This window comes from Subtercola sp. YIM 133946 (assembly GCF_036553535.1).
Taxonomy (GTDB): Bacteria; Actinomycetota; Actinomycetes; order Actinomycetales; family Microbacteriaceae; genus Subtercola.
Genome location: NZ_JAZHPE010000050.1, coordinates 1 through 12,270 on the forward strand (window position 1 = coordinate 1; position 12,270 = coordinate 12,270).

Consider the following 12,270-nt stretch of genomic DNA (forward strand, 5'->3'; position numbering starts at 1 on the left):
CTCCGGAGTGAACAACTCGACATTCGCCAGATGCGCAACATCGAACGACGTAAATTCAGTCATGGTCTAGATCCCGCCGTCTGTGGTCGCCATCGGTGTACTCCTGTTGTGTGACGTATCGCACGCCGAGGTCGGCGAGCACGCCGCGCAGGTCGTTGCGGTCGAGGCTGAGGTCGCCGTTCAGATACGCGGCTCGAGCGGCCGCTTCTTTCTCGACCCGGGCATCCGATGCGGTCAGAGCGGTATCGGCCTCGCCGCGGGGCACGCAGAGCACGCCGTCATCGTCGGCCACCACCACGTCACCCGGCCGGATGATCGCGCCGCCGACCACGATCGGCACGTTGACCGAGCCTGCTGTGGCCTTCACCGTGCCCTGCGCGTTCTGGGCACCGGCCCACGCCGGAAAGTTCATCGCACGGAGATCGACGACGTCGCGCACACCACCGGTGGTGACGACACCGCGGACTCCGCGGTAGGTCAGTGCCGTCGCGAACAGTTCGCCGAACGAACCGTCGAGCGAGGGTGAGGTGGTGGAGACGACGAGAATGTCGCCAGCCTGGCACTGCTCGACCGCCGCATGGATCATCAGGTTGTCACCGGGCCAGCACAGCACGGTGACGGCAGAACCGGCGATGCGCGCACCCTGCTGAACCGGGTGCACCGACGGCCCGACCAGGCCGACGCGCCCCATCGCCTCATGCACGGTCGCGACACCGTGCACGGCGAGAGCATCGATCGTCGTCTGGTCGGCCCGAACGATATCGGTGACGATGACGCTGCTCATTCCAGCACCCCTGTCACCTGGGGGTAGTACCGCATGTACGCCTCGCCCATGGTCTCGTGCGGCAACCCGAGATTCGGGCCGGCGTTGCGTTTGACCTGCACCCCGCGACGAATCGCGAGCGACGTGTAGTACTCCCACATGTGCTTCTGCGCGGGCAGGCACTCCATCGCCTTGCGCTTGAGCGCAAAGGCGTCGGTGATGTCGAGCAGCACGTTCGGCTTGAAGTCGCTCTGCTCGGGCTGGTGCGGTTCGAAGAAGAACACCGGCGGAGCCCCGATGATCTCGTCGATACTGGGGTACTCGCCGTCGACGGCGACACCGATCGCTTGGGCCAGAACCCGGGCCTGCAGCGCCATACGCGCGGCGGCGGGGTGATCGCCGTTGTACGGATCTGACAACGGATGCGTCAGCACGACCGTCGGCTGAACACGGCGGTACACGTCGATGAGGCGCTCCACCGCCTCGGGCGACTCCAGCAGGGGGTAGTCGCCCAGGTCGAGGAACTCGATGTCGGCCCCGAGTTCGCCGGCGGCAGCCTCGGCCTCGTCACGGCGGATCTTCTTGATCTCTTCAAGCGGTCTGCCCTGCAGCCACTGGCTCGCCGACTCGCCTCGCTCGCCGTATGACAGGCAGGCTATCGTCGCACGTTCACCGCGCATCGTCGCCGCCGCAATCGCGCCGCCCGCGCGCCACACGAAATCTCCTGCATGGGCGCTCACCACGAGAAGCGCCGGTTGAACATCTTTCATGACTTTCCGATCTATGGGAGTTCGTTTGTGCTCGAGCTTCGGTGCTAGGCGAAAACGATGGTTTGATTCTCGTGACGCACCACTCGGTCTTCCGCGTGCCATTCGACTGCCCGTGACAGTACTGCTCGCTCGACGTAGGCTCCACGCCTCTGCAGGTGAGCCGTGCTGTGCGTATGGTCGACCCGTGCAACGTCTTGCTCGATGATCGGGCCCTCGTCGAGCTCTGCTGTGACGTAGTGCGCGGTCGCTCCGATGAGCTTCACTCCGCGCTCCTTGGCCTTCCGGTAGGGAGCTGCGCCGATGAACGCCGGCAGAAACGAGTGGTGGATGTTGATCACAGGCACGCCGACGGAGTTCAAGAACTCCGTCGACAGAATCTGCATGTACCGGGCGAGCACGATGAAGTCGACCTTGTCGGAGAGCAGCTTCAGAATGGTCGCCTCGGCTGCCGACTTGTCTGGCCCGGTCGACTCGACCAGGTGGAAGGGTATGCCGAATGAGCGAACGTCGGCGCTCGTCGTCGAATGGTTGGCGATGACCATGGGTATCTCGACGGGCAGCTCTCCACGCCGATGGCGCCACAGCAGTTCGAGAAGACAGTGGTCGGCCGTCGACGCGAGTATCGCCATGCGCTTTGGTTTCGATCGATCAGTCAGCCGCCACTGCATCCCCAGAGGTTCGAGCGTCTGCTCGAGATCTGCCTCGATCTCGGGCAACGCCCCGACCAAGAATGGTCGATCGAAGACGACGCGCTGAAAGAAATGCCCGCCCTCCGGATTGTCGGTGTATTGATCGAGCGACACGATATTGCCGCCGTTGCGCGAGATGAGGGTGGCGACGGATGCGACGATGCCGGGTTGGTCTGGCCCGCTCACGATGAGACACGCCTGGTCGCGCATGCTCTGCAGCACGTCGCTCATCGTGCCTTCTCGCTCACATAATCGGCCGCCCATGCTGCGGTCGCCGCGAGACCGCCGAAGGCGTAGAAGTGCAACCGCACATCGCCGGACTGCGGCCGTTCGGCCAGCGCCGTGGCCAGGTCAGACACGAATCGGTCGGGGCCGGCCGTTCCCATCAGGTTCGTCAGCGAGAAGCCGTACTTCTTCACGATCATCGCATTCGCGCCGATGCCGAACCTGCGGGCGAACGTCAGCAGTCGCTTGACGCCTGCCGGGCCGGGGGTTCCGATGCGAATGGGCGCCAGGATGCCCCGCGAACGAACCTCGTCGATCCAGTCCACGACCGGTGCGCTGTCGAACGCGAACTGCGTCAGGATGACGCACTCCAGGCCCTGTTCTGCGAGCAGTGCCGTCTTGTCTTCGAGCGCACCCCACAACCGATCGCTCGAGATAGCGGGATGCCCCTCTGGATATCCCGCTATGGCGACCTCACGAACACTGTGAGGCGCGAGCCGTCCCGTCGCGATCACGCCCAACGAGTCGTCGAAAGGACCGTCGGGGCTCGTCGGATCGCCGCCGACGGCGAAGACGTGCTCTGACGCGCCCGCAGCCTCCAGCTGTGTCACGAACTCCTCGAGTTCGGCAAGCGAGCGGAGCCGGCGCGCGGAGATGTGCGGAACCGGAATGAAGCCGTGAGAGATCACAGCCCGCGCGGCGGTCAGCCGCATGGGCAGGTCCTCGGTTCCGAGGAACGTCACATTGACTCGAGTGCCGGGCGGAATGCGCGCCGCCGCCTCGTCGAGCTGACCGAGGTCTTTTCCGGTCATTTCGATCGAATAGTCGGTGACCAGTTCGCGGGCAGCCGCTGTGGGCTGTTCGGTGATGTGTGCCATGCGATTCGCCGGCTCAGTTCTTGCGGTAGTTCTCGCGGGCGAACGCCGAATAGGGAGCCGGTTCGACTGTTGCCCGAATCCCGATCTGGCGGTGCTCCTCGACAGCCGGCTTGGTCGAATTGGGCTGCTCGCCCCACACCACGACCACCTCGGTGCCAGGAGCCGCATAGTCGAGGTCGATGCTGGCCAGCGACACGAAGGCGTGCTCGTTGCTGATGTAGCCCACGTCGTGCGAGATACCGACATCCGTGCCATCGACGACCACGCGGTCCATCTGGTAGAGACCGTATCGGGCCTTCGGGAACTCGATGAACTTGGCCGGAACACCGGGCTCATACAGCGTGCGCTGCGCCGCGGCGACGTCTTCGGGCTGCCACACGAGCGTGACCTTCTGACGGTTCTGCACCTTCTCACGCTGCTCGAGCGCCTCGCGACCAATGAAATCGTGGTCGAAGGCGACCACTCGCCCGTATCCGATGTCGTACGGAGTCAGGTAGTAGTTCTCGATATTGTCTGCCGAGTAGCTTCCGGCCAGCGACCCGATGCGTTCTGCCGGCAGCCAGGCGAGATATTCCTCGGTCTGCTTTCCTGTGAAGACGGCGGGGATCGGCGAAGGAACCCACGCAGATTCAAGGTTCGCCGTCGAGTAGGCGCGGGAGCCGGCCAGAACCAAGCCGAACTCTTCGCCGTTGCGAACGATCGCCTCGCGTACCGTGAGCCGTTCGTTCCATGGCCCGAACAGCTCGAACCCGGGCTGGCCGGCCATGCCGTGCCGAAGCGAACGCACGGTCACGCCGTCGATCTCGAACGTCGCCATTCCGAAGAACTTGGTCGGCGGCACTTCATGCCCGATGATCTTCTCCACGAGCGCCAGCGCGCGCGGCCCTTGAATCTCGTAGCGGTAGAGCTTGGGGTCTTCACCGTTGCGCATCAGGGAGTTGGCGTCGCGCTCGAAAGTCACGTCGTAGCCGCCGGTCTCGCCGATGAACTGCACCCAATCGAGCACCATGTACCAGCCGACGAGATCGAACGAGTTCTCGTCGAGGTAGAACAGCACGGCGTCGCCGATGAGGTAGCCCTCGTGATTCACCCCGACGAACTGCTTGGCTTCGTCGACACGAAAGTTCGCGAAGCTGTTCACTCCGGTGTCAGAGAGGAGCTTCAGGGCGTCGGGGCCTGAGATGAACAGATCGGTCATGTGGTGCGATTGATCGAGAAGGGCCACCGAGTCCCGCCATGCGCGCTGCTCAGAGCGCCAGTTCGTGAACTCCGGGGTGACCGGAAAGATGGCCGGCTTGGCCGTCGAGTTGCGAAGGGCAGCGACGACGCTGCCGACGCGAGAAATAGCTTGCGCTGCTGACTCAGACATGAAACTCCTTCGTTCGATGCTCGGGCGTGAGCGAGTCGGATCGACATTCATGCTACTTAGATCAGTGACAACAGGAGATGAAAGCATCTAATATCGTTCTAGCAATCTTCCTTATGAGTCAGGCAGAACGATGGACATGAATCTCGTGCGCGTCTTCGTCACCATCTATGAGACGCAGAACCTCACGGCGGCGAGCGAGCGGCTCTTCGTGACGCAGTCTGCGGTGAGTCAGGCTCTCGCGCGCCTTCGAGACGAGCTGCACGATCCGCTTTTTGAGAGAACGGGCAGAGGTGTTCGCCCGACTTCCGTCGCCGACGCGATATTTCCGCGATTCAGGGAGAGTCTGGGTGGAATCGACCGCGTGCTCGACAACGTGCGCGCGTTCGACCCCATGACGACAGAGCGCACCTTTCGTCTCGCACTGTCTGAACTGGGTGAGATCGGATGGCTGCCCAGAATCTTCGACACCATGCATGCGCAAGCGCCGAATGCCCGTGTCGAGGTCGTGCATCTCGAGTCGGAGGAGCTTCCACGGTGGCTGTCGCGAGGCACTGTCGATCTCGCCATCACCGCGGCGAACCTCCCCACCGAGTTCGAAAGAACGCTCGTGAAGGTCGAGGGATACCGCGTCGTGATGTCGGCGTCGAATCCGCTCGCCGACCAGGCGATGACTCAGGATGCCTACAGACGCGCTCCGCGCGTCGCCGTCGGTGGGGACTCAGGAGCTGAGCTGCTCGAGGCCGCGCATCGCCGAGCCGACGCAATGCCAGAGCCCCTGCTCAGCGTGCAGCATTTCGCCACCCTTCCGGCGCTGCTGGTGCGAAGTGGCGACCTGATCGCCACGATCCCCGAGACCATCGCGGCGGGCTGGTCAGCATCCTGGCCCATCGTGGTGAAGGACGTTCCACTCGACATGCCGCCGATCGAACTGAACCTGTATCACCGGAGTGCCCCGCATCATGCGAGCGACGTGGACTGGTTCCTGACTGCCGTGTCGGATGCCGTCACCGCTACGCCAGGCGAGTTCTCGGCGATTCATGGCGAAGTGTCCGTTCAAGCCGCCGAATGACGAACGAAAACGCCGGATCCCCTCTGATTGGCGGTTTCCGGCCGTAGAGTTCACTGTTTGGCTCGTGTCATGACGGTTTTCGACGGAGAAAGAGATCGAGGCGTTCGGCCGCCGGTCGACGGTGAGCTCGCGGCCGTGCTCAACTCGTTTCCCGCTGACGCCCTGAAGTCGGTTCTTCCTGAGGCGATAGAAGGGCTGCGTCGAACCATCGCAGCCAAGTGCCCGACTCCGCGCGACCTGCAGAGAATGGGCGTCATCGTGCATGACGTGCAGGCGCCGGCGCGGCATGGTGAGGGGGTGGTCCCCCTCACCATCCTCCAGTCGCCGCACGCAACTGGGCCCCGCCCGTGCGTGTACCTCATCCACGGCGGGGGCATGATCGCGGGAACGCGGATGCTGCGCCTCGACGCGCTCGCCGAGTGGGTGCTCGAGTTCGGTGTCACAGTGGTTTCGGTCGACTACCGCCTCGCGCCCGAGCATCCATTCCCTGCCGGAATCGATGACTGCTACGCCGGCCTGACCTGGATTCACGACAACGCAGCAGCATTCTCGATCGACACCGACTTCGTGATCGTCAATGGCGCCAGCGCCGGAGGGGGCCTTGCCTTCGCCGTCGCGCTCATGGCTCGCGACCTCGGCGCGCCCGCGATCAGTCACCTCATCGTGCAATGCCCGATGCTCGACGACCGCAACGAATCGCCGTCGAGTTGGGAACTCGACGGCGATGGGCCGTGGGATCGCCGTTCCAACCTCACAGCGTGGCACGCTCTTCTCGGGGACGCCGCCGGAGGGCCCGATACCTCCCCCTACGCTGCTCCAGCACGAGCGCATGACCTCGGGGGCCTGCCGCCCACCTACCTCGACGTGGGCCAAGTCGAGACCTTCAGAGATGAGACCCTTCAGTTCGCCACTCGGTTGTCGCAGGCCGGTGTCGTGCTGGAATTCCATCTGTGGCCCGGCGCGTGGCACGGGTTCGACTATTCGGCGCCGCATGCGGCCGTGTCACAGCTGTCGAACACGACGCGCGCCGCCTACCTGTCGCGTGCCATAGACCCGTCTCGCGCGGGCCTGGAGAACCTCACGCACAGCCAGAACTGATCCGCCAAGTGGTGAAATCCGCCCTCGAATCCGAGGTGATTGGCGGTCGTGAGCGCGACCGTGGTTCGACATCGTTAGCAGAGGGCATTCCTTTCGATGTTGACAAGCCCTATCCGATGGAGGATGACAAGTGACCTATCCGGCACGTTCACGAGCGGTAGCCGTCGTTGACTACGAGTCGCCGCTGCAGGTCATAGAACTCGATGTTCCGGCGCTGATAGACGACGCGATGCTCGTTCAGATCGAGGCCGCCACAGCCTGCGGTACCGATATGCACATCGCGAATGGCGACATGCGCGACGTTCCCACCTGCAGAGTGCCCCTGGTGCTCGGCCACGAGATGGTGGGCAGAGTCGTGGCACTGGGCAAGGGCCGCCGCACTGATTCGCTCGGCCGCCCCTTGACCGAGGGCGATCTCGTGGCCTGGGCCTCGCCGTGGTGCGACCGGTGCTACTGGTGTACCGTCGCCAAGCAGCCCACCCTCTGCGTGAACGCGAACCTGAACGGCTTCGGGCCACTGACCTCGTTCCCCTACCTGACGGGCGGATTCGCGGAGTACTGCTATGTTCCGCCCCGCTCGCGCGCGGTCTTAGTGCCTGAGGGTCTCTCGCCGGCCCTCGCTTCGTCTGCGACCTGTGCGTTCCGCACAGTGGTGCACGCCTTCGAGACGGTGGGCAGGCTGAAGCCCACCGACACCATAGTGATTCAAGGCTCGGGAGCCGTCGGTCTCTACGCAACGGCCTACGCCAAGATCATGGGCATTCCGCAGATCGTCGTCATCGGGGCGCCGGCAGACCGCCTGCACGTCGCCCGCCGCTGGGGCGCTACGACGGTGATCGACGTGATGTCGACGACCGTCGAGGAGCGCCGCGACACGGTGCTCTCCCTCACAGATGGCAGGGGCGCCGACATCATCGCCGAGTGCAGCGGGGTCGCACCGGCGTTCACCGAGAGTCTGTCGCTGGCGCGACGCGGGGGGCACGTCTTGGTCGTGGGCGCATCCGACCCGCGCCCGAGCCAGGTGCACGCCACGAACTTCAACATGCGGCAGATCTCGGTCTCCGGCAGCGTTTCCGCCGACATCTCCCACTTCTGGCGGGCGTTCCAGATTCTCAAGCATCACTCTTCGGAATTCGACTTCGAGGCCGTGCTCGGTGACGAGTTCACTCTCGACTCGGTCGGGGATGCTCTCGCGGCCATAGCCGCAGGCTCCATGAAGCCCGTGATTCGGCCGCACACCTCCACACCTGCCCACGACACGAAAGAACTGAGCGAAGCGCGATGAGCACACTGACACGAGCCGAAGCGATGGCGGCAGATCCGCGCATCGTCATCATCGGCGCCGGCCTGGGCGGCATTGCGGTTGCTCGCGAGCTCTTGGAGCGCGGCATCGACGACTTCGTCATGGTCGACAGGCAGGCAGGCTTCGGGGGCACCTGGCTTCGGCACCACTATCCCAACGTCGCCTGCGACACTCCCGTACAGCTCTACAGTTTCGAGTTCGCACCGAACCCTGATTGGTCTTCCAATTTCGCGCCGGGAGCCGAGATTCTGGAGTACATCGAGAAGGTGGCCGATGAGGCGGCCCTCACCTCGCACCTGCTCGCCGATACGGCTGTCGTCTCCTGCGTCTGGGATGAAGCGGATGCACGGTGGGAGGTTCGCACTGCGGGTGACATCACCTGGACGCCGCAGTACGTCATCGCCGCTGTCGGGCGTTTCTCTCAGCCCGACACTCGGCCGATCCCGGGTGCCGAGCACTTCACGGGGAGCGTCTTCCACGCCGCCGACTGGCCAGACGATCTGGATGTGACCGGGCAGCGAGTCGCCGTTGTCGGCGGGGGCGCCACATCCATTCAGGTCGTGCCCTGGGCGGTGCAGAACGCTGCCGAGGTCGTCGCTTTCATTCCCACGCCCTCTCACGTGCTGCACAAACCCGAGCAGGTCTACGGTGCCGAAGACCACCAGCGTTTCCGGGATTCTCCCGAGGTGCTGGAGGCGATGAGAGAAGAGTGGCACGAGTACTACGACGTCGCCGCGCGCAGCCGCTTTCCGTTCGACGCCGCCGCCAACGCCACTGCGGTAGCAGCTTGGCGTAAGGAGTTCGAGGCGATCGTCACGCAACCGGCCCTGCGTGAGATTCTCACCCCCGACTATGCTCTGGGATGCCGCCGCCTGCTGTTCAGCAACGATTACTACCAGTCCCTGATTCAGCCGCAGGTGACCGTCGTCGGAGAACGTCTGGCCGCGCTCCGGCCGCATGCCGCCGTGGACTCAGATGGAACCGAGTACCCCGTGGACACCGTGATTCTCGCCACGGGCTATCAGACGAACGCGTGGCTTTCCGACGTCGAGGTCGTCGGGGCAGACGGCCGTACCCTCCGAGACGAATGGGCCGAAGGCCCGTCAGCATATCTCGGCATGATGGTCAACGGATTCCCGAACATGTTCCTCGTCGACGGGCCGAACGTGCAGATCCCCTTCATCACCGAAGTGCTGACCGCCCACGCCCGTTACATCGCAACCTGTGTGCAGGAGGCGGGTCGGGTAGACGCGGATCTCATCGAGGTGCGCAGATCGAGCGAAGACGAGTTCAATCGGCAGCTCGACGTGCGGCTGGACCGCAGCGTGCTGGCTCGCTGCGACAGCTATTACCGCGTCGGCCACAACGGCCGTATCACCAGCCACTGGCCGGGGACCCCGACGGAAATCGGGGAGATCCTGGCACACATCGACCATTCCGCCATCGACTACCGCTCAGCCGGGATGGCGAAAGAAGAGAGGGACTCTGCTCATGCTTGAAACTACAGCACCGTCGATCCCGGGTTCAGACGCGCCTGCTGTCGGCGAGTACGAGCGAAACCTCAAGCGCGTGTCGACGCTTCTCGACCGGAACTGGCGAATGCTCATCGACGGCGAGCTCGTCGATGCGACGGGCGAAGCGACGTTTCAGATCTCGTCGCCGGCGACGGAGCAGGTGATAGCCCGTGCACCACGGGCTTCGGGCGACGACGTCGAACGTGCGGTCGCCGCGGCTGTGCGTGCCTTCCCCGCCTGGTCGCAGGTCGATCCGACGGAGCGGGCGGAGCGGGTTCGTCGCATCGGAGACATCATCGAGGAGCACAAGAGCGACCTCGCGCTGCTCGACGCCGTCGATGGGGGTGCCCCGATCGGGGTGATGGCCTCTGATGTCGAGCATTCCGCTCGCGTGTGCCGCTACTTCGCAGGTCTCGCCCTCGAGATGAAGGGGTACAGCCTCCCGGTCTCGACCGGTACGCACTTCACGGTACGTGAACCCTTCGGAGTGGTGGCGGCCATCGTTCCGTTCAACCACCCGATCTTGTTCGCCGTCACAAAGCTGGCTGCTCCTCTCGTCGCCGGGAATTGCGTCATCTTGAAGCCCGCCGACGTCACCCCGCTCTCCGCGCTGTACCTCGCCGAACTCATCGCCACTCTGTTCCCCCCGGGGGTGGTGCAGATCCTGACCTCAGAGGGGCCGGATGTTCCCCGCGCCCTCGTGCGGCATTCCGACGTGGCTCGCATCGCCTTCACCGGTAGCGAGAAGACGGGTCGCTCGATTCTGCGCGATGCCGCCGATACGGGCGTCAAAGAGGTGACCCTCGAGCTCGGCGGAAAGAACGCGCTGATCGCCTATCCCGACGCCGACCCTGTCGAAGTCGGCTCCGCCGCGGTGCGCGGCATGAACTTCGCCTGGTCGGGCCAGTCGTGCGGATCGACCTCCCGACTTCTCGTGCACGACTCGATAGCCGACGACGTCATCACGACCATCCGTCGCTCTCTTCAGGGTAGGAAGATCGGCTCTCCCCTCGATCCGGCGAGTGCGCAGGGCCCGCTGGTCAATGGCCTTCAATACACGCGCGTTCTCGACTACATCCAGTCCGCCCAGGCCGACGGGGCAGAGGTCGTGGCCGGTGGGGGCCGCCCGGCCGGCCAGCCCACCGGCTACTTCATCGAACCGACCATTCTCGATCGGGTCGACAAGGCCGCTCGCGTCGCCACGGAGGAGATCTTCGGCCCCGTTCTCTCGATCATCCGCTGGAGCGACAGCGACGATCCCGTGGCCATCGCCAACAGCCTGCCCTACGGGCTTACGGCGAGTGTGTTCACCAACGACGTGCGCCGGGCCCTTTCTGTGGCCAGAGCCCTACGGGCTGGATACGTGTGGGTGAACGGGGTAGGCCAACACTTCATCGGCATGCCCTTCGGGGGCTACAAGTCTTCGGGCCAGGGCCGGGAGGAGTCTATAGAAGAACTCCTGAGCTACACCGAGACCAAGTCCATTCACATCGTCGATCAGCGCCGTTAGGTGTACGACTCGGGTCGTCACCCGAAGGAGAGGCCATGCAGGAACTGCTGGGACGACTCCGCGAACTCGATTCGAGTGCAGCCGATGCCGTCAGCGTCATCACGTACTTCGACTCGCTCATCGAGAGTAAAGCCGGTATCCAGGCTTTCGTACGGGGAGCAGCCGCGCTCTCGCACTGCGTCGTCGGGCTCGAAGACGAGTCTCGCCATCTGCTGGTGCGCGTCTCACCGCACGGCGTAGCGCTTGATCCTCGCCCCCGCGGCCCATGGCAGAGCACGACGATCGGCTCGTCGGGTACGGCGCACGTGTGGCTGGAACGATCCGGCGTCGCGGAGCCGTCAGACAAGATGATCCTCGAAAGACTCAGCGCTGGGGTGCGGCCGGTGCTCGAGCGAACGAGGCACACCGACACACATGATACCGCCAGCGTCGAAGTTCTGCTCGACCCGACAACCAGCGAAGCCGACCAGCTCGGTGCAGCGCGACGGATCGGACTCGACCCCTCCCGTTCGGCGCGCGTGATTGCAGTGCTGGGCGCGGCAGGCTCGAGCGACGCGCAGAACCCACGGCGACCGCCACGCGCCATGCGCGTCGGCAACGTTCTTGCGCAGATCGTGCAAAACGATGGGCTCGACGCAGCAGAATACGCTCGAGCAGGCATCGGGCCCGAAAGAGAGCTGGCCACCCTCGCCGAATCCTGGCGACTGGCCCTTCTGGCGCTGCGCTTCACAGGTGATGGAACACCCGATAATCCTGGTCCGATGCGGATTGCGTACGAGAGTCTCGGAACTCTCGCAGCGTTAGCCGAGGTGACTCCCGACGCAGGCGCGGCGCAGAGCGACATCGCGAGGCTCACCGAGCTGGAAGAGAGCCAGCCCGGTACCCTGCTGATTCTGCAGACGCTCGTCGAGTGCGAGAGCCTTCGGCAGGCTGCATCGAAACTGCACATTCATCACTCGACACTGCAAGCACGCGTTCCCCGGCTCGAATCAGCACTCGGCTATGTCTTAGACCCCATCGGCAGGTCTCGTCTGTTCGCATCGCTCACCGTCAGGCGCATCCGCCTGAACGACTCCCTGTAA

11 protein-coding genes are annotated in these 12,270 nt (G+C 64.3%); 6 read left to right on the forward strand and 5 right to left on the reverse strand.

The features are described from left to right. Nucleotides 1-55: 55 nt before the first annotated feature. The 5 genes from V3W46_RS16995 to V3W46_RS17015 are packed head-to-tail and all read right to left on the reverse strand — an operon-like array spanning nt 56 to nt 4,694. Nucleotides 56-784: a 4-carboxy-4-hydroxy-2-oxoadipate aldolase/oxaloacetate decarboxylase gene (locus tag V3W46_RS16995; RefSeq protein WP_331784326.1), complete on the reverse strand. Its 729-nt coding sequence runs from the start codon at nt 782-784 to the stop codon at nt 56-58. Next, nucleotides 781-1,533: a PIG-L deacetylase family protein gene (locus tag V3W46_RS17000; protein ID WP_331784327.1), complete on the reverse strand. Its 753-nt coding sequence runs from the start codon at nt 1,531-1,533 to the stop codon at nt 781-783. The genes V3W46_RS16995 and V3W46_RS17000 overlap by 4 nt, the downstream gene beginning before the upstream one ends. A 44-nt stretch (nt 1,534-1,577) precedes the next feature. Next, nucleotides 1,578-2,453: a formyltetrahydrofolate deformylase gene (gene purU / locus V3W46_RS17005; protein WP_331784328.1), complete on the reverse strand. Its 876-nt coding sequence runs from the start codon at nt 2,451-2,453 to the stop codon at nt 1,578-1,580. After that, the gene (locus V3W46_RS17010) at nt 2,450-3,325 is read right to left on the reverse strand and encodes a methylenetetrahydrofolate reductase (RefSeq protein ID WP_331784329.1); all 876 of its coding nucleotides are present in this window, start codon (nt 3,323-3,325) and stop codon (nt 2,450-2,452) included. The genes purU and V3W46_RS17010 overlap by 4 nt, the downstream gene beginning before the upstream one ends. Before the next feature lie 13 nt (nt 3,326-3,338). After that, nucleotides 3,339-4,694, reverse strand: coding sequence for an aminomethyl transferase family protein (locus tag V3W46_RS17015; RefSeq protein ID WP_331784330.1), 1,356 nt, complete (start codon nt 4,692-4,694; stop codon nt 3,339-3,341). Nucleotides 4,695-4,839: 145 nt separating this feature from the next. Here V3W46_RS17015 and V3W46_RS17020 point away from each other — a divergent pair, with 145 nt between their 5' ends. From V3W46_RS17020 to V3W46_RS17045, 6 genes are all read left to right on the forward strand, one after another. After that, complete coding sequence (locus V3W46_RS17020) at nt 4,840-5,763, forward strand: LysR family transcriptional regulator (protein WP_331784331.1); 924 nt, start codon at nt 4,840-4,842, stop codon at nt 5,761-5,763. Nucleotides 5,764-5,832: 69 nt separating this feature from the next. Then, a complete protein-coding gene (locus V3W46_RS17025) occupies nt 5,833-6,861 on the forward strand; it encodes an alpha/beta hydrolase (protein WP_331784332.1) in 1,029 nt (342 codons plus the stop codon). A gap of 130 nt (nt 6,862-6,991) precedes the next feature. Continuing rightward, complete coding sequence (locus V3W46_RS17030; RefSeq protein WP_331784333.1) at nt 6,992-8,146, forward strand: zinc-binding dehydrogenase; 1,155 nt, start codon at nt 6,992-6,994, stop codon at nt 8,144-8,146. Continuing rightward, entirely contained in the window at nt 8,143-9,663 is a 1,521-nt protein-coding gene (locus V3W46_RS17035) for a flavin-containing monooxygenase (protein ID WP_331784334.1), read from the forward strand. The genes V3W46_RS17030 and V3W46_RS17035 overlap by 4 nt, the downstream gene beginning before the upstream one ends. After that, nucleotides 9,656-11,188: an aldehyde dehydrogenase family protein gene (locus tag V3W46_RS17040; protein WP_331784335.1), complete on the forward strand. Its 1,533-nt coding sequence runs from the start codon at nt 9,656-9,658 to the stop codon at nt 11,186-11,188. Before V3W46_RS17035 ends, V3W46_RS17040 begins: the two co-directional genes overlap by 8 nt. Nucleotides 11,189-11,493: 305 nt before the next feature. Further along, on the forward strand, nt 11,494-12,270 hold the full coding sequence (locus V3W46_RS17045; protein WP_331784336.1) for a helix-turn-helix domain-containing protein: 777 nt from the start codon (nt 11,494-11,496) through the stop codon (nt 12,268-12,270).

Excerpts from the sequence above, each read along its gene's own strand:
- V3W46_RS16995 (WP_331784326.1), bottom strand. The coding sequence starts at position 784 with ATGAGCAGCGTCATCGTCACCGATATCGTTCGGGCCGACCAGACGACG.
- V3W46_RS17000 (WP_331784327.1), bottom strand. The coding sequence starts at position 1,533 with ATGAAAGATGTTCAACCGGCGCTTCTCGTGGTGAGCGCCCATGCAGGA.
- purU (WP_331784328.1), bottom strand. The coding sequence starts at position 2,453 with ATGAGCGACGTGCTGCAGAGCATGCGCGACCAGGCGTGTCTCATCGTG.
- V3W46_RS17010 (WP_331784329.1), bottom strand. The coding sequence starts at position 3,325 with ATGGCACACATCACCGAACAGCCCACAGCGGCTGCCCGCGAACTGGTC.
- V3W46_RS17015 (WP_331784330.1), bottom strand. The coding sequence starts at position 4,694 with ATGTCTGAGTCAGCAGCGCAAGCTATTTCTCGCGTCGGCAGCGTCGTC.
- V3W46_RS17025 (WP_331784332.1), top strand. The coding sequence starts at position 5,833 with ATGACGGTTTTCGACGGAGAAAGAGATCGAGGCGTTCGGCCGCCGGTC.
- V3W46_RS17035 (WP_331784334.1), top strand. The coding sequence starts at position 8,143 with ATGAGCACACTGACACGAGCCGAAGCGATGGCGGCAGATCCGCGCATC.
- V3W46_RS17040 (WP_331784335.1), top strand. The coding sequence starts at position 9,656 with ATGCTTGAAACTACAGCACCGTCGATCCCGGGTTCAGACGCGCCTGCT.